Below are 25,084 nucleotides of genomic sequence, written 5' to 3'. Positions count from 1 at the left end.
TAGGAGTCCAAAGAGCATGGCAGACGCAGAGAGCAACCTCGTTCCCTCCGAAGCAGCCGACCAGGTCGAGGTCGCGCTCGAGGAGCAGGCCGCAGCCGACGACGGCATCCTGTACCTCAACGAGTACCAATACGAAAACGACCTCGTCACCGACTTCGCCCGCCTGGTCGCCTCGCCCAGGCGTCGCGGCTCGCTGTATGTCGCCGCGGCAATTGCCGCGCTCATCGGCATCGGCATGCTGGTGGCCGGCGGCAACTGGATCAAGTTTGGCGTCGTCTTGATCGTATTCGGCGCCTTTTTGGCCTGGTGGAGCAAAAACCTGCACCACACCCTCGCCCGCGACTTTATCGACGCCGTTGAGGCCGACGAGTCCATGGGTGGCCGCTATCGCCGCGTCGCCGCCAACGAGGACGGCCTGATGGTTTGGGGCACGAGCGGCAAGTCGCAGTTCTTCCCGTTTGAAAAGCTCGACCACGTGCTCGACGGCGAGCGCATCTTTGTGGCCATGTTCGCCGACCAGGGCGTGACGATCCCTAAGGACACCTTTGTCCGCGGCGATGCCGAGCAGTTCGGTCCCTTCCTTAAGGCGCGCATCAACAAAAAACTCCGCATCGAGACCAAACGCAAGAAGATGAAGGCAGAAAAGGCCGCTGCCGAAGCAAAACAGGGCGACAAGCCCCAGGAGACCAAGGGCAAGCAGCGCAAGCAGAAGAAGAGCAAGAAGAAGCGGTAGGCCGGCCGACACCGAAGGCGCCTCGTCCCGCGCCCGATTCCGGGCCGGGGCGCCTGGAATCGGGCGCGCGTACCGCCAATGGACCCGTTTTGCCTTGCTCTCGAGCTATTTCACTTCAAACCTTAAGAGCCTCCGCTCCGGCAGATCGGTCATCTTCATCGTGTAAGTCCCGGGAATTGCTTTCTCAAAACGGACGGTCTCGTAACCTTCGAAATAGTCGTTGGTGTTCTGCATCATAAATGGGACGAGCAACTCGTTTTCTGCCCCAACCTCCACGGCAAACGCAGCAGAGCCGCCAAGGACCGGCATGGCTTGCGTTATCAGATCGGTATTGACTACAAAATCATAGTTTGGCGCAGACTCCGGAACCAGATGCCAAACATACGCTTTGATTCCACCGTCGATATTATCCCTATTTCTGACACGCATCTTTACGGCGATAACGCACGTGATGTCGGCATCCTTCAGTCTCGTTTTCGTATCCACGGTGCCATATTTTGAATAATCGTCATGTGCTCGTTTGAGATACTCGCGCGGCGTGAGCAACTCTGCCCCGTCTATGCAAAACGAATACCCATCAGTCACCACATCCTTCGACCCCAGAAACGCTCCATCCATCGAGAGCCATTCGCCCTCCGCGTAATATTTCTCAGGAATGACCGTCCGGTTCCCGTTAACGACGCTCACCCTCATGCCCGCAAGGCCGGCAGCAGCACAGCAAAAAAGCGCGAGCGCCGATCTTCTCGTCCACAGGGTCTTCTTCATCGCGCTCACGACCTTTCCCGAGCTTTCACAACGGCACCGTCGCGCATACAGTAAACCCGATCGGCCAGTTCCTCGAGCACCTCTCCGTCATGGCTGGACAGAAGGACCTCACGACCCGTTGATGCCGCCATCGCCACAACGCGCTTGAGCATTTCAACGCCCGCTTCGTCGAGGGCATTCGTTGGCTCATCGAGAACAAGCAGCTTCGGCTTCTCCATAATTGCCGCAGCTATCCCCAGACGCTGCTTCATCCCAAGCGAGTATGCTCGGAACTTCTTTTTTTCGTCTGCATCGAGCCCCACGAGCCGCAGGGCAGAGCGAATGTCCTCGGGGGTGGCAACGCCCTTGATCTGAGCGATGAGCTTCAGATTGTCGTAGCCAGACAGATATCCCAAAAAGGAAGGCGCCTCGATCAACATCCCCAGACTCGGCGGGAACGAGATGTCCGCCCCAAGCCTTTGGCCATCGATAGAGATTTCGCCTTCGGTAGGCTTGATCAACCCGCAAACCGCTCGCATGAGCATGGTCTTACCCGAACCGTTTATCCCCTGAAGCCCGACCACAGTCCCAGGGTCAACCTCGATGGACACGTTGCGCAGGACATCGTTTTTACCCATGCGCTTCGATACGCCCCTTACGATCACACTCATATCTTGTCCCCCTTTTCTATAAGGTCGGCCCTTCGAAACCACAGTCCACCCAACGATAGGCATAACGACATAAGCCCAATTGATGACAAGACACTCGAGCCCGCCGCGATTCCCTCTTTGACAATTCCACCCCAGCGCAACAGCATCAAGGCGTTACCCAATAGCGCCCAATGTCGTGCATATGCCGAGCAGATCAGGTAGCTCATTAAAACCACAAACGAGACTGACGACCCAAGCACAAACCCAACCGCTGCCTGCGCAAACGCAAGCGCCTCAAAAGCAAATAAGAGACCTATGAAAAACGGCAGCGCATCTGCCTCGGCAGCTTTGAGAAACCACGGCGCCAAATTAGCCAGTTGAAGCGACTCACCATGAATGACCGCGCTGAACGAGGAGCTCACCACCAAGCTCCAAATCACAACAGAGCAAACCACCACGAGCAGTGAAAATGCCGTTACTGCCGCCACCAAGATAAAACGCGAGACCCACCAAAGGGTTCTTGCCCGGCATCGAACAAGCGCTTGCAAACCAAACCCGTGCAACGATTCGGTCGGATAGTCGAGTGTTGTATAGAGAATAAGCAGAATGAGAAATAGCCATCCTAGCGGAGGCACAAACATGACCCCGGGCCTAGGCTCAAACGGAGCAGATCCGGCAAACACGAGCGCAAGATTATCCGCAAACCCCAAGGTATCCGTTCTAACCCCATACACAGAAGACAATCCGTAGGCGTACACCAAGTTCGCAACGGTCACTGCCGCAATTGCAATAAAAGTGATGATGTTCTTCTTCAAAACGGTCCTCAGGTCCGCGGCGACCAGCCTAAACAGCATCAGACCACCTCGCGTCTTTTCCACGCCCCAGAAAAAGCCAACGAAGCAAGGGTCAATAATATGATTTCCGCAAAACCGGCTCGAATGTCTGGCCAGTTATTCAGCGATTCCGACCTGATGCTGTTGAGGATATTGCAGTTAAACCCCACACAAGCCATTACGCCGAAGATCCAGCCATTTGCAAAATGCCACGCAACCATTAGCAGATACGGGACAATTATCGCTTTGATTCTGCTACGAAACAAAATTGAGAAGCCAGTTACAGCCATGGATAAAGTCCCGAGCGTGACAGCATCGAACAGCGTGTATGCGAGCACATATGACAAAGGATGCGAATAAAATAGACCGGAGAAGTAGCTATGCAGGTAAAGTCCTACGTAAGTCGACTCATCGACCCGAGGAAGATACGCAGGAAAAAGCATCGAGACGATCAGGAAATTGACGAGCAGAGGAATGGCAGTCACTGTAAACGCGGAGAGGAAAGCAGACAGCATCTTTACGTTCACGTACGCCTTTCTGGAAACGCGCGTGCATATCTGCATGTCATAACCACTCAAACGCTCAAAGAGACACGACCAAGATCCAGCCAACATTGCAAGCAGGGGCAGTGCATAGAAAAACACCGACGCAGACAGTGGCGCGTTCGCGCTCACAACAATCCAGTTACCGAAGCTGCTTTCACGTGTTTGACCGAGATAATTTTCGGCTTGCACGCCAACGCCGTAACCAAAAGAAAGAAGGTTGTGGCGCTCTTTTTCCAAATTTGCCCACGGCTCCAGCGCGGCAGCTATTGCAACTGCGACCGCAATCAAGAGAGCAAGGATAAAAGCTGGACGTCTAATCGTTTTCGACAGTTCGTATCTTGCGAGCTTTTGGTTCATACGTCCTCCTCCCCCTTCCGACCCAGAAAGCCGGAAGGGAGCCATTTCAAACAACTATGCGGGAAGCTTGTGGAAATGCCCGACGCAGTCGGGGCTCCATACGCCAATAACAGTGCCGTAGCCAGACTCCGCCCATGCAGTCAGTCGCGCCGCAGATCGCCCGTTCTCACGGACGAGGTTATACATTTCCCACTGTCCCTTGTGATTCGAACGATACGTTCCCTGAGTACAATTCATGCTGCCGCTACCGCTTGTGTTATACGCACCGTCTGTATATAACCGAAGCGGATTTCCCGTATGGCCCTGGATATCCAGATAGAGCGATGAGGAATCATCCTTTTGACGGTAGCCAGTTGCACTCGTCCCGGCACATTGAAAACTAAATGCCTTATCGGCATTGTTCGTACAGGTCGTAATTCCCGTATCGGCGTTTTGAGTAATGCTGGAAACCTGAGAGGTGTCAAACTCCTCTTGTGCAAACGATGCAGCGGGAACCCCTAGGGACAGACCAGCTGCAATCACCAAGCCGACTCCGATTCGAGCAATAGCGCTCCTTGGCTTAATCATGGCCTTCTCCAATCAAAAGCGGTTAACAATGCGTCGACGCACGGCAACCTTCGCATGAATAGAGAAAGATGTCTGTAAACACCCGCTATTGAGTTGATTGCTCAGGCGTTTACACGTTATTTACCTGCGATAACAATAAAATTAGCTCCGCCTTATTCTTGATCTTCAACTGGCGGTAAGATGCAGACCGCAGCGCTTGCACCGTAGATGCAGCGTAACCGACATCCTCCGCAATGGCCTTTGTCGTTGCCCCCTCTGCCGTCATCAGCAAAATTTGCGACTGAACATCAGAAAGGGAGCGCGACGTAAGCAGGGCCAGCTGGCGCACGCGGGCCGTTTCGGTGGACCCGTTCGTCCGGTACTCCAAGACGGCCTTCTCGTCCTCAACCGAGCGGGCGAGCGCGATGTGCGTAACGAACATGGGCACAGACCAGCAAACAATCACCGTTGCCACGACGACATTGACAGCCGAACTTTGCCCCAACAACGACGCGAGGAACAACGGCTCGAAAACCGTCAGATCCTGCACCATATTGAGCAAGACAGCCCAAACAGGAGCCGTCGCCCCGAAGCAAAGCATCCATATCCCAAGCATTTTGCGCTGCGGACAGCTTCGCATCACTATATATGTGAGCAGCACCCCCGTCAGCACCGCAAGTCCATGGATTCGCCCCCTAGCGACCGCATAGATTAAGGCAACCATGCCCATTGACACCAACGGCACGATAGCCCGAGCATGGGCATGCACCTTAAACGGACGCAGCCCAACAGCGAGCGAAGCCGTAGACGCCACGCCGCAAAACAGGACCGGCACAGCCATCAACGGAACGCGTATGCACATCAATGCCGCGATATAGATAAAAGACCATTCCACAGCAGATAGCACCGCCCATACGTACGGGCTTCCGAGCCAAATCGCTTCACCCGCTCTATCCAGCGCAGCGCCACGATTCGCTTTTCCACCCGCGTAGCGTAGCGACAGAAGCAGTCCGAGACCCAATGCGTAGCTTAAGAGGGAAAAGGCGACAGCCCGCGAAACACCGGACCCCCAATCGCTATCCGCCATTACCAAGGGCCCCGCCGCAAGGAGGATAAAGAATAATGTGAGCAGGTATCGAAACAGCCGGCGCGTTCGAGCTGATGCCACTATATCGTCAGCATGCCGCTGCGGTAGCTCATGCCCTACAGTATCGCCCTCACCCGCAAACAGCGCCACGAGCTCGCGTGAGCCCGCAACCGACGCCTTCCCGTATGCTCGGTGAAGCGTTGTTCTCACCGTCGATGGCTTCGTATCCGTCTCCTTGGCAATTTCCGCCGGCGTTTTCCCTTTGAGCAGCAGTCGAACAAACTGCTCTTCTCTAGGCGACAGGGCAGGGGAAAACACCCCCGCATCGAATGTGTCGGACGCACAGGCGATATCCGAATTGTTGTCCCGTTTCCCCCTTAGCAACATGCATACGAAGGCAGCAGCGATAACGGACCCCATCGCCAGCAATGCAATGACCACGGCATCGCTTGCGAAGTATGCCGCCTCAACAGCCGGAATAAGACCAATAGGAACTGCTACGAGCACAGAACAGGCAAACACGTCGCGCCGCCCATGGCCAAAGGCACGAGGGCGGCAAAACGGCGGGGCCACAGTCAATGCGAGATAGACCAACGGAATTAAAAGCGCAAGGCCAATTGACGCGGCCGTTACAGGGGGCATCCCCCATGGCTCGGGAACGACTCTCCATGAAACTCGACAGCAAAACAGCAGGCAAGACATGACGGCTATTGTTTCTGTAAAAATCGCGTCCTGCGGGTGACGAGTTTCCCTTTCGTCAGTCCGTGTCGACCTCTGCGTCAAAGGAGAGTCCGCCGTGCCCCAAATAACATATGAGAGAAGCAGCGACCCAACAAAGCACGAGACACACGAAACGCCATGTAACAACCAAATCGGTGCAAACACGATTGGAATAGAGTCTCCGCGAGCATAGAAAGCCAGGTCGGCCCATTCGGGAACCGTTGCAATAACACCAAGGAAAACACCGATGGCACCGAGATGCCTCGGCCTTCTCATTCCCCCCTTGCATAGCGCAGCACCATGAACAAACGCCGCGAGGCATGCGCCCAGGATAACGAGCCAGGTCATTGCACCTGACGCTAGGCCGATTGAAGATGAAAACCGGTGATAAGGGGTGACCGCCATTACGACAAGCGCAATGGCGCAGGCAAATGTAGCAGAACGGCGGGAAAAGAGCATACGGCCTCCATAGCGTGTCATTATATCGCTCGAGCCGCTCGTTTATCTCTGTTCTCACACCAGCCAGCATCAATGATTCAGGCGAACTCCAATCCGCGCCAGATCACGGTCCGGCTTTTGTTCGCAGTCCCCACATCAAAGCGGGATGCGGTTTCCTTTTGGACGCCGGTTCGGAAAGCGCATCCCGTTCCAGGGCAATATTCTGGGATGCAGTTTCCGCAGCCCACCCCATTTGGAAAGCGCATCCCATAATTTGGCTGAAAACTGAGATGCGCTTTCCAAACGAGCCGAAACGGGCCGAATCGATCGGGCCACCTCGCATCCCGCTATCCTCGCCATCTGCCCGAGCGTGCTACACTAGCAGCATCTATGCCACCGCGAACGGCTCGGCCCCGCGCCCGCCGCTCGCAAACGAACTTTAAACGCACGAGGGTTGGCCATGCCGCTTTTCTCGCAACATACCGCCCGGTTCTCGCCGGACGTTCCTTTGGAGGGCACCAGCTCTCGCGAGCTGCTCAAGCGGTACCAGCCGCTCGAGACACTTGCGACCGGCGGTTTTGGCTCCATCGAGATCTGCCGCGACACGCACCTGCGCCGCCGCGTCGCCATTAAACGCATCCCCCTTATCAACGGTGCCGGCATGCCCGCTAGCGACATCATGGATGTCCTGCGCGAGGCGCACACTGCCGCCATGCTTCAACATCCCAACATCGTGCAGGTCATCGACTTTACGCACGACACAGCCTATGCCTACCTGGTTATGGAATATGTCGATGGCATGTCGCTGGCCGAGTTTTTGCACCGCGCGGACGGCCACTCACTTACCTTTGACGAGGCCGCGGCCATTGCCGATGCCCTGGGCCAGGCGCTCACCTTCGCCCACAGTAATGGCGTACTCCACCTGGACATTAAGCCCGCCAACGTGCTCATCGACCACTCGGGCAATGTAAAGCTCACCGACTTTGGCATGGCGCGGCTGTCGTCCGCCGGTGGCTTTGGCGGCTCACGCGGCGGCACCATCGGCTACATGCCGCCCGAGCAGCTCGATATCGAGACCGGCACGGTCGACGAGCGCGCCGATGTCTTTGCCCTCGCCTGTGTGATCTACGAGGGCCTGTGCGGCAGCGCTCCTTTTATGGCGGCCACGCCCGCCGACTCGCTCGGCCGCATCATCGGCGGCGCCACCTATCCCAGCGAGCTGATACCACACTTTCCCCCGGGAGCCGAGGCCGCGCTCATGAGCGCGCTCTCCCCCATGCCGCAGGACCGCCCCAACAGCATCGAGGCATTTTGCGACCAGCTCCTTGCCGGTCTGGGCAGCGTGCGCGAAGGCCGTCGCAGCCTGGAGCAAATGGTTGGCGAACTTTCGGATGACGAGCAGGAGCTCGACGATATCGAGCCGTCGCACTACGAGGACGACACCATCGAAGTCGACCCCGCACTCGGCTGGGCAGGCACGCGCTGGAGCCATGCGCGCGACTACGCCATGCACGCTATCTCGGCGCTAACGTGCGGCGCCTTTAGCTTTTTGCTGATGCAGACGGCCGGCGTCGCGGCGCTTCCCGGCCTGGTCATTGCGGCTATCGCGATCGGAGCGGCGGCCGGCCTGGCCCCCCAGATTGGCTCGGCCATCTCGGCTGTGGGCTTTTTGGTGCTCATGGCAAACGCCACCATGCAGGCACAGGGCGTCCTGTCGATGTTGCCCGTCGCGGTGATCTTTGCCGCCGCCATGTCCGGTTGGTGGATCGCCTGGGGTCGCACCGAGGCTGCCGCGAGCGCCGCACTCACCTGTGCACTCGCGCTTGGCTGTCTGACCGGCAATACCTTCCTGGCAGCTGGGGTCACCGCCGGCGTCGCGTCATTTTGGCTCGGCCCGGCAAGCGCCGCCGCGGCAACGGGCATGGGCGCACTTTTTGCCCGTCTGGCCACGGTCGCGCTTTCAGCCGGAGGCGTGCTGGGGCTCGGTAACGTTGCCGCAGCGCTGGGAGACCCACTCCTTTGGGCTGCCTTTGTGCTGGTAGCGGCAACTGCCGCGGCGTCATCTGCGCTGCTCAACGCCCATGCCAAGCGTGCCGATCAGGGCTCAAACCTTGCCGTAATCGCCGCCATCGCTGTCGCCGGCATCGGCTGCGCAGCGGCGTCCTGTCTTGCACACCATATGGAAATTGCCAGCCTTGCAGCCGCGGTCGTCGCCAAGGCGGCGGTTGCGGGAACCCTATCCTCTATAATCGTTGGGATATGCCTATATTTGCTCGGATACCAAAGAACCTATACGGAGAGTGATCTTTCGTGAACTTCCTGAACATCTTCGAGGACCACGTGGCCGGCATCTTCGGTGCCACCCGTGCCCCGTTCTCCTTTAAGAAGCTTGCCAAGCAGGCCGCTCGCGACATGGAGGATCAGACTCTGGTGATCAACGGCGTCAACACGGCGCCGGCACTCTATACCATCCTGATCGCCGCCGACGACGATCCCATGCTCGCCCCGTTCTACCCCGAGCTTTCGCGCGAGGTCCGCGAGTTTGTGAAGGCGCAGGCCGAAAAGCGCCGCTATGTCTTTGTCGGCGAGCCCCTCGTGCGCTTTATGATCGATCCGCAGCTGCGCGCCGGCAAGTTCTCGGTCTTTGCCGAGAACGTCGATGCCCCCACGCTCGGCCGCCTGTACGAAGAAGAGCGCGCCTATCAAAACGGTCTGGGCCAAAACAACTCCGCGGCAAGCCGTGCCGCCAGCGCCCCGCGCGCCGGCCAGCAGCAGTTTGCTGCCCCGCAGCAGCAGCGCCCCGCCGCCATGCCCCAGCAGCAGCCGACGCCTCGCGCCGCCGCTCCCGACCCGCTTGCCGTGGCAGACCCCTTCGCGCCTAGCGTCCCCGACCCCGCCGCCGCACCCATCCCGGTGCCGCAGACCGTCTCGCGCGACGCGCTTGCCGGCATGGGCGGAGCCGCCGCGACCGGTGCCGCCGTGGGCCTAGGCGCCGCAGCCGGCATCGCCTCCAACATGGCGAGCACTCGCGCCCCGCAGCGCCCGCTCGCCCAGCTCGTCGACGTCGTGAGCGGCGAGAGCCATAGCATCACCTCCGCACAGGTGACTATCGGTCGCGAGCGCTCGGTTTCCGATATTGCCCTGCGCGACCCCAACGTGTCGCGCCGCCACGCCCAGCTCACCTTTACGGGCTCGGATTGGTCGATCGAGGACCTCAATTCCACCAACGGCACGCTCGTCAACAACCGCCGCATTACGCGCTGCCCGCTGCGCAACGGCGATCTGCTGACGTTTGGCCTGAGCACCTTTGAATTTAGGGGATAGTCGCTTATGAACATCGATATCGTCCTTTTTGCAGGCCGCATCGTCCTGGTCGCCCTGCTCTATATCTTCCTGTTCGCCGTCATGAAGACCGGCGTGGGACTTGTGCGCGGACAGCGCCGCGACTCGGCTATCTGGACGATCGATGTGGACAAGGGCCCGCGCGGCATCCGTGGCATCCACGTAGACATGCTCGGCCCCGTCATCGTCGGTCGCTCGCCATCTTCGGACATCTGCATCAACGAACCGTTCGTCTCGGCCTCGCATGCGCGCTTTTCGCTGCAGGGCCCGGCGCTCATCATCGAGGACCTCAACTCGCTTAACGGCACGCTCGTCAACGGCCGCCAGCTCGTGGAGCCCGCGACGCTGCGCGAGGGCGACGAAGTCCAGATTGGCGATGTGGTCATGAAGGTGAACCGTCGATGATCGACGAGGAGAACAAGTCCGCAACTATGACCGAGGCACCGGCCGCCGCCACAGCTGCGCCGGCCCACGCCGCTCCGGCGGGCTCCGCACCCGTGGAGCCCGAGGACACCGTGTTCTCCCTGCCTCTTTCGCATGTAACGCATGATATTTCGGATCTCGCCGATAACGAGGACGAAGAGGATGCCGTAGCGGCGCCCATCGGCGCACATGCTGCGGAACAGCCCACAGCGCCCGAAGCAGCCCCGGCGCCGGCTCACTTTGCAGAGCCCGTCGCCGCGGCAATTAACGAGAGCGCTGCGGTGTTTGCGGCACCCGAGCCCGCCGCGCCGGCGTTTCCCATAGCCCCGGCATCCGAGGTTGCGCCCGCGTCTACGCCGGCGCCCGAGCCTATAGACGTCAGCCCGCAAGACGACGAGTCGACCGCCCGCGTGTCCGAGGAGCCCGACTCCCCGGACACCGGCGATTCCGAATCAAACGCCGAGACCGACACCGTCTCTCCCGGTGACACAGCCGAAATCGACGTTGCCGCCGTTGAGGCCAAGCTCAAAGACCCCGGCTCGACCATGAGCTTTGAGCCCCTGACCGAGGAGCGCATCGAGACCGACTCGACCTATGATGCCGGCACCACCACGCAACTCATGTGGGGCGCCCGCTCCGACGTTGGCTGCGTACGCCCGCACAATGAGGATTCCTACCTGGTGCAGTCGCCGCTCTTTTGCGTATGCGACGGCATGGGTGGTCACGCTGCCGGCGAGGTGGCCTCTTCCATCGCCGTTGAGACTATTGCCAAGACGGCCCCGCAGTCCGCCGACGCAGCACGCCTGGCGGCAGCCGTCGAGGCAGCTAACGCCGCCGTAATCGAGGCGGCCCTGAACGGCCTAGGCAAGCCCGGCATGGGCTGCACAGCCACTTGCGCCTATATCGAAAACGACACGCTCGCCATCGCCCACGTGGGCGACTCTCGCGCCTACCTGCTCCACGAGGGCACGCTCATCCGCGTGACCCGCGACCACTCCTACGTGGAGGAGCTCGTGGACGCCGGCGAGATCACGGCAGACGAGGCTCGCGTCCACCCCAACCGCTCGGTCATCACCCGTGCGCTGGGCTCGGACCCCGCCATGTATGCCGACCACTTCACTCTGCATATCGAGGAAGGCGACCGCCTGATCCTGTGCTCCGACGGCCTTTCGAGCATGATTCCCGATAGCGATATCGAGAACATCGCCACGCAGTCCTCAACCGCGCAAATCTGCGTCGACAACCTAGTGGACGCGGCGCTTGCCGCCGGCGGCCACGACAACGTGACCGTAGTAGTCGTTGACCTGGTTGACGATGGCGTTATGCGCGAGGCGCAACGCGTGCGTCGCCGCAACGTCACCATCGGCGTCGTCTTAGGTCTCGTCTTGGTGCTGGCGGCTGCCATCTGGGCCTACACGGGTGTCACCGGCTCGTACTACCTGGGTACCTACCAGGGCAATGTCGCCGTCTGGCGCGGCCTGCCCGGCAAGCCGCTCGGACTCAAGCTCCACTGGCTCGAAAGCGAAACCAGTATCAAGCTGTCCGACCTGCCCGAAGACACGCAAAACCGCCTCAAGGCGGGCATTCCGCAAACAAGTGTCGACGATGCGCAGGACACGATATCCAAGTACCGCCACCAGATCGACGAGGAGCAGACCCGCCAGGTGATCGACGCGCAAACGATTCGCGACAACACCGACCAGGGATCGACCTCCGAATCAGATTCCGAGAAAACCGCCGAACAGTCCGCCGAGGCCGAAGCCTCCGATAAGAATTAGAAAGGGAGTGCCGCTTATGAGTCGCCGCAACACCGAACTGCTCTTGCTCATCGCCTCGGCGTTCCCCGTCATCCTGCTGTATGCGATGTACGTCCTCACCGCGGGCGCCGCTATCTCCTTTGAGACGCTCGCCGTACCGATCGGCCTCTTCGCCGCCTTCGCCGCAGCACATATCGCCGTGCGCATCTTGGCGCCTGGCGCCGATCCCGCCATCCTGCCCATCGTATTTATACTTTCGGGCATCGGCATCACGTTCGTGACACGCCTCGCCCCCGCTCTCGCCATCTCACAGCTCATCATCCTGTTTGTCTCGGTGGCGCTCATGGTGGGAACGCTTGCACTGGTCAAAAACCTCGACGTGGTCATGCGCTACAAGTACACCTTTGGCATTATCGGCATCATTCTGCTGATGCTGCCTATCTTTATCGGCACCACGATCTCGGGCTCCAAGCTGTGGATTCGCATCGCGGGCTTTACCATCCAGCCCGGCGAGTTCGCCAAGGTCTTTATCGTGCTGTTCCTGGCCGGCTACTTGGCTGAGAACCGCGAGCTGCTCTCCATCTCCAACCGCAAGATCCTGGGCTTTAAGATCCCTCGCCTGCGACTGCTGCTGCCGCTGTTTGCCGTGTGGGGTGTGTGCCTGCTCGTCGTCGTCTTCGAACGCGACCTGGGTTCGGCCGTGCTGTTCTACACCATCTTCTTGCTGATGCTCTACGTTGCCACGGGACGATTCTCGTATGTCGTTATCGGCCTTGCGCTCTTAGCCGTTGGAGCCGTGGGCGCCTACAAGTTCCTGTCTCACGTTCAGGTACGTTTCCAGGTTTGGGTCGATCCTTTTAAGGACGCCCAGGGCCAGGGCTACCAGATCGTCCAATCGCTCTTCTCGCTTGCCGATGGCGGTCTGGTCGGTGTTGGCATCGGCAACGGCATGGCCAACAACATCCCCGTCGTCGAGTCCGACTTTATCTTCTCGGCTATCGGCGAGGAGATGGGCCTTTTGGGCGGCGGCGCCGTGCTCATCCTGTTTATGCTCTTTGCCGTGCGTGGCCTCACCACGGCCGCCCGCGCTAAATCCGACCTCGCAGCCTTTAGTGCCACGGGCCTTACGGCCGCCATCAGCTTCCAGGCCTTCTTGATCGTTGGCGGCGTAACCCGCCTGATCCCGCTGACCGGCGTCACCCTGCCCTTTATGAGCCAGGGCGGCTCCTCGCTGCTGGCGAGCTTTATCATCGTCGCGCTCCTGCTGCGCGCCGGTGACGAAGCGACCGGACGCGAGGCCGAGCTTACCGGCACCGGCACTATGGCCGCCATCACCGATGATCAGGTCGCATCTGCCGCCGCCCCGACGGGCACGCGCTTTGCCACCTCGTCTTCCTACGGCAGCGGCAGCCATTCCGTCGGCTCGCGCATGCGCCGTCGCCTGCTCGACACGCCTGAATCCGGTGTGCTCGGCCGCGTTGCGCTCGCCAACCGTCTAACCCGTGCGGTGCTCGCCTTTACGGCGCTATTCGCCATCCTTATCGGCAACCTCACCTATGTCCAGGTCATCAAGGCCAAGGACTATCAGGATATGCCGACCAACAACCACACTATCGCCCGCTCCAAGTACATCCAGCGCGGTTCCATCATCACGTCCGACGGCGTGACGCTGGCCGAGTCGCTGCAGCAGGAGGACGGCACCTACGTACGCTCCTACCCCAACGGCAACCTGGCAGCGCACGTGGTTGGCTACGTGAGCCAGCAGTATGGCACCACCGCCATCGAGAGTGTCATGAACGACACGCTCACCGGCTCTAAGGATTACTCCAGCTGGAACAACGCCATCGCTTCGCTCGCGGGCCAGACCCAGCCGGGCAACACCGCCAAGCTCACCATCGACTCGCGTATCCAGACGGCGGCCGAGCAGGCGCTCAAGGGCTTTAAGGGCGCTGTAGTGGTCATCGACCCGCGTACCGGTGCGGTGCTCGCATGCGCCAGCTCGCCCACCTATGACAACACCAACATCGACGCCCTGCTGCAGGCGGGCGGCGGCGAGGACGGCTCCATGTACAATCGCGCCATGGACGCGCTGTACACGCCGGGCTCCACGTTTAAGGTCGTTACGCTTTCCGCGGCACTCGAGACCGGCACCGCCAGCCTTACCAGCACCTACCAGGCGCCCGGCTCCATGGACATCGGCAACGCGCCGGTCACCAACTATGCCAACGAGAGCTACGGCACCATCAGCCTGCAGCAGGCCTTTGCCGTGTCTTCCAACGTCGTCTTTGGCCAGGTGGCAAACGAAGTTGGCGCAAACACGCTCGTGCAGTTTGCCAACGCCTTTGGCTACGGCCAAAAGCTCGGCCAAGACCTGACCTCCGCGGCCTCCATCATGGCCGACCCGTCGCTCATGACCGAGTGGGAGACCGCCTGGGCCGGCGCCGGCCAGCCTGTCGGCATGGACCACACGCCCGGGCCGCAGACCACCGTCATGCAAAACGCCGTGATTGCCGCCGCCATCGCTAACAGTGGCGTGGTCATGGACCCGTACTTTGTAGCCCAGGTACTCGCCCCGGACGGAACTGTGGTCAAGACCACGCAGTCCCGCTCGCTGGGTCAGGCCGTCAGCTCCGCCACGGCCGACCAGGTCAAGCAGGCCATGCTCGCCGTCGTCCAGTCCGGTACCGGCACCGATGCCCAGGTCCCCGGCGTCAAGGTCGCCGGCAAGACCGGCTCGGCCGAGACCGGCGGCACCAACGTCAACTCGATGTTCGTTGGCTTTGCACCTTACGATTCACCCACGGTCGCCATCTCGGTGGCCTTGGAGGATTACGACAAACACGACGTCAAGGCGGCCAAGATTGCCGGCATCGTCCTGACCGCGGCGCTCGCCGCACAGGGAGCGTGATGCCCATGATCGAATCGGACACCCGAGGCGCGCCGCGGCCGAAGAGTTAGCGGCAACGCGCCACACGGCCCCAGCGGCCACATCGTAGGTACTACACACATCGTTGAGCGAATAGTTATGTTAGGAGCAGGAATGGAACAGAGGGTCCTCGGGGGAAGATACCTCCTCAAGGATAAGGTGGGGACAGGCGGTATGGCGACCGTCTACCGTGCGCAGGACCAGGTCCTCGACCGCACGGTAGCCGTCAAGATCATGCTGCCGCAGTATGCTGGCGACGCAACCTTCGCCGCACGCTTTAAGCAGGAGGCCCAGGCAGCAGCCGGTCTCTCCTCCCCCTATATCGTGGGCGTCTACGATTGGGGCAAGGACGGCGACACCTATTACATCGTCATGGAGTACCTGCGCGGCACCGACCTTAAGAGCGGCATCAAGAGCCACGGCGCCCTCGACCCCAAGAAGGTCGCCCAGATCGGCTCGCAGATCAGCTCCGCGCTTTCGGTCGCCCACAAGCACGAGATCATCCACCGCGACATCAAGCCGCAGAACATCATGGTGCTGCCCGACGGCAACATCAAGGTGATGGACTTTGGCATCGCGCGCGCCAAGAACAGCCACCTCACGCAAGACAACAACGTGCTGGGAACCGCCCACTACGTCAGTCCCGAGCAGACCCGTGGTCAGGACCTCGGCCCCACCTCGGATATCTACTCGCTGGGCGTCGTGATGTACGAGTGCGCCACCGGCCGCGTGCCCTTTGACGGTGATGACGCCATCTCGGTCGCACTCAAGCAGGTCAACGAGCTGCCTATTCCGCCGAGCCAGATCAACTCCGGTGTCGACGCCGACCTTGAGCGCATCATCCTCAAGTGCATGGAGAAGGACCCGGCAAACCGCTTCCAGACCGCCGACGAGCTGCGTCAGGTGCTCAACAGCTACCTGTCGGGCCGTGCCGTCAACATCTCGGAGCCCACGCGCATCATCGGTGCACCCGGTGAGCTGGGCGCCACCAAGACTCGCGAGCTTTCCGATCAGACGCGCGCCATGGTACGTCCCGTCTCGGGCGTGAGCGGCCAGAATACCGCTCGTAGCTCGGTTTCGGGCTCCACCGGCTCCTACGAGGTCGAAAAGCCCAAATCCAACAAGAACAAGATCATCGCCGCCGTGGTGGCAGCCGTTGCCGTCATCGGTATCGTGGTGGCCTTTGCCACAGGACTCTTTGGCGGCGAGCAGGTCACCGTGCCCGATGTGCTGGGCAAGGACCAGCAGACTGCCGTCGAGCAGATCAAGGAAGCCGGCCTCGAGGTCGGCACCATCGACCAAAGCTACAACGACGATGTCGACGAGGGCAAGGTCGCCGAGCAGACGCCCAACGGCCACACCAAGAAGGCCAAGGGCACCAAGGTGAACCTGGTGATCTCCAAGGGCCCCAAGCCCTCCGAGAAGGTTGAGGTTCCCCAGCTTGTCGGTCTAACCAAGGACCAGGCAGAGGCGGCACTGGCAAGCGTTGGCCTAAAGGGCAACGCCACCGAGGAGGCCAACGAGGCCGATGAGGGCCAGGTCTTTGAGCAGGGCACCGACGCCGGTAAGGAAGTCGAGAAGGGCACGACCATCTCGTACAAGGTCTCGAGCGGCCCGGATACCACGTCCGTCCCCGACCTGACCGACATGACCGAGGCCCAGGCGCGCAACGCCCTCGATATGGCAGGCTTTGGCGTCGACGTGAGCTACCAGGAGAACGACTCGGTTACCGAGGGCACCGTGATCAGCTGGAACCCCAGCGGTAAGCAGAAGCCCGGCGCCACGATTACCGTCGTCATTGCCAAGAAGTCCGGCAAGGCCAGCGTTCCGGGTAACCTGTACGGCAAGAGCATCTCCGCCGCCGTCACCGCGCTCAACAACGCCGGGTTCTACAACATCGCGTTCTGCGACCAGAACGGCAACCCCGTGAGCGGCAACGAAAACGCCACCGTTACGGGCGTCTCCCCCACCGGCAAGCAGTCCACCGACAGCACGATTACGCTGACGGTCGCACTTTCTGGTTCGGGTTCGGGCTCTGGCTCGGGCACGGGCGACGATTCCGGTACGACCAACTAGTCGCCACCCCACCGCTCATCACGGCTCTCGCCGCAAACATATTCGCTCACAGGCGCCCGCTTGCTTCCCCAGCAAGCGGGCGCTTCGTTTTTGACATGACATGAACCAGAAGAGCCCGGTACCGTGACGGTGTACCGGGCTCGATCAATCTCTGGTGTCCCCGGGCGGATTCGAAAACTCCCCCCGCGGGGAAATTGGTGACGCGGGTGTCGACGGTCCTAATCCGTCGGCAGCTCCCACAAACCAGAAACGGCGCCGCTCTCGCGACGCCGTTATAATCTTCTGGTGCCCCCGGGCGGATTCGAACCGTCGACACCCGCTTTAGGAGAGCGGTGCTCTATCCCCTGAGCTACGGAGGCATGTTGTACTAGTGTAGCAGATTTACACGTTGTGATGCAGCGTGTAGCCACTCTTCGAAGTTGCGGTGGAACAGCCCTCCGGAAAGTGCGTCCCACTATCCAGGCAAATTCTGGGTCAGACTTTCCCCATGGGACCTCGCTGGGAAACTGTGTCCCAGAATTTCGACTCGAAACGGGACACGGTTTCCCAAACGGGCCCGTTCCGGAAACTACATCCCGCAATCGGCACTCGAACCGGGATGCACTTTCCCGATCGAGCCTCATGGGAAACCGCGTCCCACTTTAGGGGGCGCTCTTTAATGGCTAGTTGCCTTTGTGGAAAAGGTTCTTGATGACGGAGGGGATGCTCTTGGCGCCCTTGGCCGTCACATCGATAAAGTCGGGCGAACGCACGAGCTTGTCCTCGTCAATGTACTTACGCACCGCGCGAAGCGTTTCCTTGTCATTGCGCGTCGAAAACGTAAAGTGGCCATTCTCTTTGGTAAAGATGGCAAAACGCGTAATCTTCTTGGTGCCGCGCAAAACCTCGGCGGCAATATAGTCGACCTCGTCCCACGGGATTTGGATATAATCCTCGGGATTGCGCTCGTTATAGTACTCAAACGCCTTATTGCCCACCATCACGTTACCGTGACTGGTAAGCCCCATCAGGCAGGTTGCCGGCGTTGCCAGATCGACCGTGCTGTTCTGAGATTGCGCCATACGCGCCTCGCCCTCCAAATAAAACAATCGGACCGCATCCAGTGTACCCACCGGGTGCGGTCCGTTTCAATGGCTCAAAAGCCCTTGCCTAGCAACTCTCGGTCTTAAGCCGAAGCGTGCTTACATGAAGCCGCAGACGCGACCGATGATGCCGACGGCGAAGAGAGCCAGGATGATGACGATCGGGCTGACCTTCTTCTTGAGGAGCTTGCAGACCAGAAGGGTCAGGCACACGGCGGCAAGGCCGGGGATGAGCTGATCGAGGTTGGCCTGAAGCGTGGTGACCTTCACCGGGTCGAGTGCGTTGGCACCGACAGAGCTGTACATCGTCAATGCCTGCTTGATGCCCTCAGAACCGGCGGGCAGGTTGGCCCAGTCGATATAGGCGCCAGCGGACTGCGTGACCTTGGAGACGACCGGGGTGAAGGAGATGGACACCCAGCGCTCGACCAGGGCGCCGATGATGAACATACCCAGGATGGAAGCACCCTCGGTGACCTTGCCCATCAGACCGCCGGAGAGGTCCTTGGCGATGGAGGAGCCGACCTTGTAGCCAAACTCCTGCGTGTACCACAGGAAGGCGTAACGGATGATGTTCCACGCGAAGAAGAACAGCAGCGGACCGGCGATGCTGCCGGACAGGGCCAGGGAAGCGCCCAGTGCACCCAGAATCGGGCGAAGGGTGAACCAGAAGGCGGGGTCGCCGACGCCGGCGAGCGGGCCCATCATACCGACCTTGACGCCCTGAATGGCGACGTCGTCAATCGGAGCACCGTTGGCGCGCTCCTCCTCGAGGGCGAGGGTAACGCCAATGACGGGGGCGGAAACATAGGGGTGGGTGTTATAGAACTCCAGGTGGCGCTTAAGAGCGGCAATCTGGTCATCCTTGCTGGTGTAGAGCTTCTTGATCGCAGGGATCATTGCGAAGCACCAGCCGCCGTTCTGCATACGCTCGTAGTTCCACGAGCCCTGAAGGAACTGATGACGGAAGCAAACCTTCTTACGGTCAGCCTTGGTGAGCTGAATCTTGTTCTCTGCCATATGTATCACTCCCCTCCTACTCGTAATCGTTCAGAATGTCGCCGAGCGGGTCACCGGAGCCACCGCCCATGCCGCCACCCTGCTTGGCCAGATCCTTAAGGCCAAGGTAGATGAGGGCAAGGGAGATGCCGATGAGGCCAAGGGCGATCAGCGTGAGCTGAGGGATGGCAGCAAGGACAAAGCCGAGGATGAAGAACGGCCAGGTCTCCTTGGTGGCCATCATGTTGATGACCATGGCGTAACCGACGGAAGCGACCATGCCGCCGCCGACAGCCATGCCGCCGGACAGCCAATCGGGCATAGCGTTAAGCGCGTTGGTAACGGCCTCGGCCGGGATGATGCACAGAAGTACTGCCGGGATGGCGATACGAACACCCTGCATGAGGATGCCGGCGTACTGCCAACGCTCGATGCCGGCGAAGTCGCCCTTCTCGGCGCAGGCGTCCATGGCGTGAACCATAGCGGTAGCCAGGGTACGGCAGATCATGGTCAGGAACAGACCAGCGACCGACAGCGGGACGGCGACGGCGATGGCGGCGGTAACGGCCTTGGCCGAATCGGTGGCGCCACCGTTGAGGGCGAGCACCATGATGATCGAAGAAGCGACCGAGGCCAGAGCGGCGTCAGGCGCGACGGCGGCGCCGACGTTAGCCCAGCCAAGGGCCATCATCTGGAGCGAACCGCCCAGGAGGATGCCCTCCTGAAGGTGACCGGTTACGAGACCGATAAGCGTGCATGCCACGAGCGGCTGATGGAACTGGAACTCATCCAGAATGCCTTCCATACCGGCAAGCAACGCGACAATCGCAACAAGCAGAATAGTGATTGCAGACATGTATCGGACCCTCCTTTACTATGCTTGAGCGGCCAGTTCGGCCTTAGCTTTCTTCAACATGGCGTCGAGATCCTCGGAGGAATCCGAAGGAACCTTGCGGACCTCGAACTTGACGCCCTTGGCCTTGAGGGCCTCGAGAGTCTTGACGTCATCATCGCCCATAGCGACAGCGTTAGTGACGACGACCTTGCCCTTGGAGTGGGCCATGGAACCGATGTTGGCTTCCTTGATGTCGACGCCGGCCTCGATGGCCCTGAGCAGATCCTGCGGGTTCTCGAACAGCAGCATCGCCTTGGTGTCGCCAAAGCGCGTGTCCTTGACGACCTCGGCCATCTTCTTGATAGGCACGACGTTGGCGTGGACTCCCGGAGGGGCAGCCTGCTCGATCATGGTCTTGCGGAGCTCGTCGTGAGCAACGCCGTCGGAGACCACGATGATGCGGTTGGGGTTGATCTGCTTGGTCCACGTGGTGGCCACCTGACCATGCAGCAGGCGCGTGTCGATACGGACGTGGGCGATCTTGATGTGCCCGTCGCCGATCACCGTTCCCGGAGGAATGGCACCCGCAGGAGCAGCGGCGGCCGCAGCCGGCTTCTTCTCCTCGGGCTCCAGAGACTCGGGCTTGACGCGCACGCCGGCCTTAGCCTCAGTCACGAGATGTTTTGCGATCGCATGTGCAGTGTTCTTTGCGTCAAAGCGCTGCGAATATGCCTCGATGAGCATAGGCAGGTTGACACCGGTGACGATAGCCCAGGAATCGTGGCCCTCGATGAGCCCGCTGATCTGGTTGAAGGGCGTGCCGCCCCACAGATCAACGAGGAAGAGCACCTGCTCCTGGTCCTCGAAGGAAGCGACTGCTTCCTCGACCTTGGCTCGGAAGTCGTCGGGGCCCATGCTCGGCTCGAGCGAGACCACGGCTACAGACGGCTGATCGCCAAAGACCATCGAGCCCGTCTGCTTGATTCCAGCCGCCAAGTCACCATGGCTAGCAAGAACAATACTTACCATCACATAACCTCCTTTTTGTCTACGTAATTCCTACACGACAGTTATGGAGTATAGCTGCAAATACAGCAGAATTGTTTGAAAAACTGCAAAAGGTAGCATTATTTGTTTAAACGTCTTAATTTGTTACAAGTTGATTACATTCCAGCATCATTGGCTGATCTGCCGCTGATAACTGATACCCAACCAATACTTACACGACGGATATGCGCATGCTGTCATTATTACCGCTTTTAAACAGATGCAAACGTGCTGAGACTGAGGCTATTTCGTTTAAACAGCTATGCCTTGACTAATGGCGAGCGATATGCTCTAGCAAAGTAGTTATTGGGGACGTTCTTAAATGGCTAGTCATTGGGGACGTTCTTTTTCGACTAGTCGTTTAAGAACGTCCCCAACGACTAAGTTAGGCGATGTGGAGGGGGTTGGCGGCGTCGACGGCATCGGATAGGCCGTCGGGGGCAGCGTCTGTCGGGTCCTCGTCGGGGGTCTCGATCTGCTTGATCATGACCTCCTGGCCCTGCAGCAGATAGGTCTCGCCGCTACCGCAATGGGGGCAGGTCTTGCCGTGCTCGACCGTCGCGTAGTCGCAGCCGCACGCCTCGCAATGCGTCACGGCCTCGACAGGCTCCACAATAAGCTCCGCGCCCTGCGTGATAGGCTTTTTATCTGCCGCCCAGCGCCAAGCATCAAGCAGCAGATCGGGAACGACGCCCGAGACCTCGCCCAGGAGCAGCGTCACGTTCGAAACGCGACTCACGCCATTGGCGCGCGCCACATTCTCGACATCGCGAATGATGTGATAGACGATTCCTAATTCATGCACTTTTTCTTCCGCCGTTCTAACGAACGGCGGTCGACTTGACGCTGCGCGAGCCCCAGACGGACGATCTGCCTTTCAATCGTCGGGCATGGGCAAAAGCCCTATGCCCTCCTCTTTCAAGGCACCTCGCCACGCCTGGGACTCGCTCGCTGTCCAACCGTTCTCTGCGCCGTTCTCTTGTTTGTTGCGTTTTTTATTTCTTCCCAAATTTGATTTTGATCGCACGCTTCAAAGCGTACTTGCCCAGGCTGGGGAGCTTTTGCTCGTATTTGACCATCGTGGAGCACTCGGGGCGATCGCGATCCAGATGGATGGCATCGAACGCGCACTTGGTGGTGCACAGGCCGCAGCCGATACACTTGTTGGGGTCGACGATCGAGGCGCCGCAGCCCAGGCAACGGGCGGTCTCGGCGCGCACCTGCTCTTCGGTAAAGGTCTCGACGTACTCGCTAAACGGCGCGGCCTTCTCGCGCTCGCGGTCCACATGGGCAACCTCGCGGCTCGCGTTGTCGTAGCTCTCAATCACAACATCGTCGCGGTCAAGCGCGGTGTAGCGGCGCTGGTTGCGGCCGATGGTGAGCGTGGACCCCGGCTGCACAAAGCGATGGATGGACACGGCGGCCTCGTGGCCGGCGGCGATGGCATCGATGGCAAAACTCGGACCGGTGTAGACGTCGCCGCCCACAAAGATGTCTGGCTCGGCGGTCTGGTAGGTCTGAGGATCGGCAAGGGCACCCTGACCGCGGCCAAGCTCCACCTTGGAGCCAGCCAGCAGGTCGCCCCACACAATGGACTGGCCAATCGACATGACGACACGGTCGGCATCGACACGACGCAGATCGTTCTCATCGTACTCGGGCGCAAAACGGCCCTCGTCGTCAAAGACACGCGTGCAGCGCTTGAAGGTGATGCCGCGCACATGACCGGCCTCGTCCAGGTGAACCTCCTTGGGGCCCCAACCGCAGCTGATGTGCACGCCGTCCTCGATGGCCTCGCGACGCTCCTCCTCGCTGGCGGGCATCTGGGCCTCACTCTCCAGGCAGAACATCTCAACGTGCTCAGAGCCCAGACGGCAGGCGTTGCGCGCGACATCGATAGCAACGTTGCCGCCGCCCACCACAATGGTGCGGCCGGGCAGCGCGTCGATCTTGCCGCTGTTAACCTCGCGAAGGAAGTCGACGGCCACGGTCACGTCCTCGGCATCCTCGCCCGGAATGCCGGCAAGGCGGCCGCCCTGGCAGCCAATGGCAACGTAGAAGGCCTTAAAGCCCTGCGCGCGCAGCTCGTCGAGCGTCACGTCGCGACCGACTTCCACGCCATAGCGGAACTCGGCACCCATCAGGCGAATAACCTCGACCTCGGCCTCGATAACATCCTTCTGCAGCTTAAAGCTGGGAATGCCATAGGTGAGCATGCCGCCCGGGCGCTCGTTTTTCTCGAACACGACGGGCTTGTAGCCCTTCTCGGCCAGATAGAAGGCGCAGGACAGACCGGCCGGACCGGCGCCGATGATGGCGATCTTCTGGTCGAAGCCGCCGGCACGCGTCGGGGTCACCACAGGTGGGACATAGCGAGTCGCGGCATCCAGATCGCGCTGGGCGATAAACTTCTTGACCTCGTCGATGGCCACGGCCTCGTCCACGCGACCGCGGGTGCAGGCATCCTCACAGCGGCGGTTGCACACACGGCCGCAGATAGCGGGCAACGGGTTCTCGCGCTTGATGAGCGCCAACGCCTCGTCATAGCGGCCCTGCGCCGCGAGCTTCAAATAGCCCTGAACGGCAACGTGCGCGGGGCAGGCCGTCTTGCAGGGAGCGGTGCCGGACTCATGCGTCTCGATACGGTTGTCGTTGCGGTAGTTGGGCGACCACTTGGTGTGGTCCCACTTGGTGGCATCGGGCAGCTCCTGGCGCGGATACTCGGGCACCTGTCCGCCAGCCTTTTTGCTACAGAGCTTCTGGCCCAGTTTGGCGGCGCCGGCCGGACACACCTCAACGCAGCGACCGCAGGCCACGCACTTGTCCTTCTCGACCTTGGCGACGTAGGCCGAGCGCGACAGGTTGGGCGTGTTGAACAGCTGCGAAGTGCGCAGGGCGTAGCACACGTTGACGTTGCAGTTGCAGATGGCGAAGATTTTGTTCTCACCGTCGATGTTGGTGATCTGGTGCACAAAGCCGTTGTCCTCGGCCTGGCGCAGGATGTCGTAGACCTCCTCGCGCGTCACATAATGGCCGCGGTCGGTCTCGACCACGTAGTCGGCCATATCGCCCACGGCGATGCACCAATCGGCCGGGTCGTCGGCGCAGCCCTCTCCCATCACGCGACGGCTCGCGCGGCAGCTGCAGGTGCTAGCGGCATACTTACCTTCGTATTTGTCGAGCCAATGCTCGATATGCTCGATCGGCACCGAGGTGCTCGCGGCATCGATGGCCTTCTCGACCGGAATGACATGCATGCCGATGCCGGCACCGCCGGGCGGCACCATCGGCGTGGCCTTGGACAGCGGTCCCTTGGACGCCTGCTCAAAGAACTTGGCATAGACCGGATGCTCCTCGAGCTGGCTCACGCGCATGTTGAGGAACTCGGCGGAACCCGGCACCAGCATGGGCAGCACCCACTGCTTGGCGCGCTCGGGGTTTTCCCAGTTGTACTCGAGTAGACCCGTGTAGCTCATGTCGTCGAGCATTTTTTCGATATCGGCCTCGGGCATGCCGGTGAGCTTGACCATCTCGGGCAGCGTATAGGGACGGCGCATCTTCATCTTGCAGAGCACTTCGGCCTGCTCGTCGGTTGCGGCCTCGGCAAACGACCAGTACTCGTAGCCCAGCAGCTCGTCGCGGTGCAGCAGGCGGTTGGTGCAGTGCTCACACAGTTTGACGATGGCCTCGCGCGGATGCTCCGGTATCGGCGGCACGAACTCCGCGCCGATATCGGGCTCGGTATAGCTAATCCCCGGTCCGTTGAGAATCATAGTCGTCCCTTCTCTTGCCACAGCCCGGCGAGACCGCGGCGCCCCTCTTTGTACGGGCTCGACATGCCCCCATGCCGTTCACCCGCTATTGTTGACATTGTGTCAAAAACAGTATTGACGAACCGTCAACAATATTCAAGACTGTTAGGCGAACGGTCAGGCAAAAGAGGA

General features: G+C 60.3%; 19 protein-coding genes and 1 tRNA gene. 7 read left to right on the top strand and 13 right to left on the bottom strand.

Annotated elements, in window-relative coordinates; all coding sequences use genetic code 11:
* Window positions 1-16: 16 nt before the first annotated feature.
* A complete protein-coding gene (locus PMW70_RS05475) occupies window positions 17-733 on the top strand; it encodes a hypothetical protein (RefSeq protein ID WP_089573261.1) in 717 nt (238 codons plus the stop codon).
* Window positions 734-838: 105 nt separating this feature from the next.
* On the opposite strand, the gene PMW70_RS05470 is transcribed toward PMW70_RS05475, so the two are convergent.
* The 6 genes from PMW70_RS05470 to PMW70_RS05445 all read right to left on the bottom strand — a co-directional run bounded on the left by PMW70_RS05470 (window position 839) and on the right by PMW70_RS05445 (window position 6,674).
* Entirely contained in the window at window positions 839-1,498 is a 660-nt protein-coding gene (locus PMW70_RS05470) for a DUF5028 domain-containing protein (protein ID WP_271744101.1), read from the bottom strand.
* Window positions 1,499-1,503: 5 nt separating this feature from the next.
* Entirely contained in the window at window positions 1,504-2,148 is a 645-nt protein-coding gene (locus PMW70_RS05465) for an ATP-binding cassette domain-containing protein (RefSeq protein ID WP_271744100.1), read from the bottom strand.
* A complete protein-coding gene (locus PMW70_RS05460) occupies window positions 2,145-2,942 on the bottom strand; it encodes a hypothetical protein (RefSeq protein WP_147326479.1) in 798 nt (265 codons plus the stop codon). The genes PMW70_RS05465 and PMW70_RS05460 overlap by 4 nt, the downstream gene beginning before the upstream one ends.
* Window positions 2,943-2,980: 38 nt before the next feature.
* A complete protein-coding gene (locus PMW70_RS05455; protein WP_089573265.1) occupies window positions 2,981-3,862 on the bottom strand; it encodes a hypothetical protein in 882 nt (293 codons plus the stop codon).
* Between the two features lie 54 nt (window positions 3,863-3,916).
* Entirely contained in the window at window positions 3,917-4,429 is a 513-nt protein-coding gene (locus PMW70_RS05450; protein WP_124785772.1) for a hypothetical protein, read from the bottom strand.
* A gap of 109 nt (window positions 4,430-4,538) precedes the next feature.
* Window positions 4,539-6,674 (bottom strand): helix-turn-helix transcriptional regulator, encoded by a 2,136-nt coding sequence (locus tag PMW70_RS05445; RefSeq protein ID WP_271744099.1) that lies wholly within the window; start codon window positions 6,672-6,674, stop codon window positions 4,539-4,541.
* A 439-nt stretch (window positions 6,675-7,113) separates the two neighbouring features.
* Between PMW70_RS05445 and PMW70_RS05440 the strand changes: the two genes are divergently transcribed.
* From PMW70_RS05440 to pknB, 6 genes are all read left to right on the top strand, one after another.
* The gene (locus PMW70_RS05440) at window positions 7,114-8,967 is read left to right on the top strand and encodes a serine/threonine-protein kinase (protein WP_117584196.1); all 1,854 of its coding nucleotides are present in this window, start codon (window positions 7,114-7,116) and stop codon (window positions 8,965-8,967) included.
* Window positions 8,964-9,977, top strand: a complete 1,014-nt coding sequence (locus PMW70_RS05435; protein WP_035136732.1) for an FhaA domain-containing protein — start codon at window positions 8,964-8,966, stop codon at window positions 9,975-9,977. Before PMW70_RS05440 ends, PMW70_RS05435 begins: the two co-directional genes overlap by 4 nt.
* Window positions 9,978-9,983: 6 nt before the next feature.
* A complete protein-coding gene (locus tag PMW70_RS05430) occupies window positions 9,984-10,400 on the top strand; it encodes an FHA domain-containing protein (RefSeq protein ID WP_006235180.1) in 417 nt (138 codons plus the stop codon).
* The gene (locus PMW70_RS05425; protein ID WP_195404768.1) at window positions 10,397-12,196 is read left to right on the top strand and encodes a Stp1/IreP family PP2C-type Ser/Thr phosphatase; all 1,800 of its coding nucleotides are present in this window, start codon (window positions 10,397-10,399) and stop codon (window positions 12,194-12,196) included. Before PMW70_RS05430 ends, PMW70_RS05425 begins: the two co-directional genes overlap by 4 nt.
* Before the next feature lie 16 nt (window positions 12,197-12,212).
* Window positions 12,213-15,083, top strand: a complete 2,871-nt coding sequence (locus PMW70_RS05420) for an FtsW/RodA/SpoVE family cell cycle protein (protein WP_117778759.1) — start codon at window positions 12,213-12,215, stop codon at window positions 15,081-15,083.
* Window positions 15,084-15,215: 132 nt separating this feature from the next.
* Window positions 15,216-17,177, top strand: a complete 1,962-nt coding sequence (gene pknB / locus PMW70_RS05415) for a Stk1 family PASTA domain-containing Ser/Thr kinase (protein WP_271744098.1) — start codon at window positions 15,216-15,218, stop codon at window positions 17,175-17,177.
* 283 nt (window positions 17,178-17,460) lie between these two features.
* On the opposite strand, the gene PMW70_RS05410 is transcribed toward pknB, so the two are convergent.
* The 7 genes from PMW70_RS05410 to PMW70_RS05380 form a co-directional block, all read right to left on the bottom strand.
* Window positions 17,461-17,536, bottom strand: a tRNA-Arg gene (locus PMW70_RS05410).
* Window positions 17,537-17,839: 303 nt separating this feature from the next.
* Window positions 17,840-18,238 carry a DUF956 family protein gene (locus PMW70_RS05405; RefSeq protein ID WP_117564941.1) on the bottom strand — a complete coding sequence of 133 codons (399 nt, stop codon included), beginning with the start codon at window positions 18,236-18,238 and terminating at the stop codon, window positions 17,840-17,842.
* Between the two features lie 120 nt (window positions 18,239-18,358).
* Window positions 18,359-19,279, bottom strand: coding sequence for a PTS system mannose/fructose/sorbose family transporter subunit IID (locus tag PMW70_RS05400; RefSeq protein ID WP_117564942.1), 921 nt, complete (start codon window positions 19,277-19,279; stop codon window positions 18,359-18,361).
* A gap of 16 nt (window positions 19,280-19,295) precedes the next feature.
* A complete protein-coding gene (locus tag PMW70_RS05395; protein ID WP_117564943.1) occupies window positions 19,296-20,114 on the bottom strand; it encodes a PTS mannose/fructose/sorbose transporter subunit IIC in 819 nt (272 codons plus the stop codon).
* Between the two features lie 18 nt (window positions 20,115-20,132).
* The gene (locus PMW70_RS05390) at window positions 20,133-21,122 is read right to left on the bottom strand and encodes a PTS sugar transporter subunit IIB (RefSeq protein WP_271744097.1); all 990 of its coding nucleotides are present in this window, start codon (window positions 21,120-21,122) and stop codon (window positions 20,133-20,135) included.
* 403 nt (window positions 21,123-21,525) lie between these two features.
* A complete protein-coding gene (locus tag PMW70_RS05385) occupies window positions 21,526-21,945 on the bottom strand; it encodes a hydrogenase maturation nickel metallochaperone HypA/HybF (protein WP_118377578.1) in 420 nt (139 codons plus the stop codon).
* 190 nt (window positions 21,946-22,135) lie between these two features.
* The gene (locus tag PMW70_RS05380; protein ID WP_271744096.1) at window positions 22,136-24,913 is read right to left on the bottom strand and encodes an FAD-dependent oxidoreductase; all 2,778 of its coding nucleotides are present in this window, start codon (window positions 24,911-24,913) and stop codon (window positions 22,136-22,138) included.
* Between the last annotated feature and the right edge of the window lie 171 nt (window positions 24,914-25,084).

The sequence above is a fragment of the Collinsella aerofaciens genome (assembly GCF_028209625.1).
Lineage (GTDB): Bacteria > Actinomycetota > Coriobacteriia > Coriobacteriales > Coriobacteriaceae > Collinsella > Collinsella aerofaciens_AM.
This window is presented reverse-complemented; position numbering and strand designations above follow the sequence as displayed.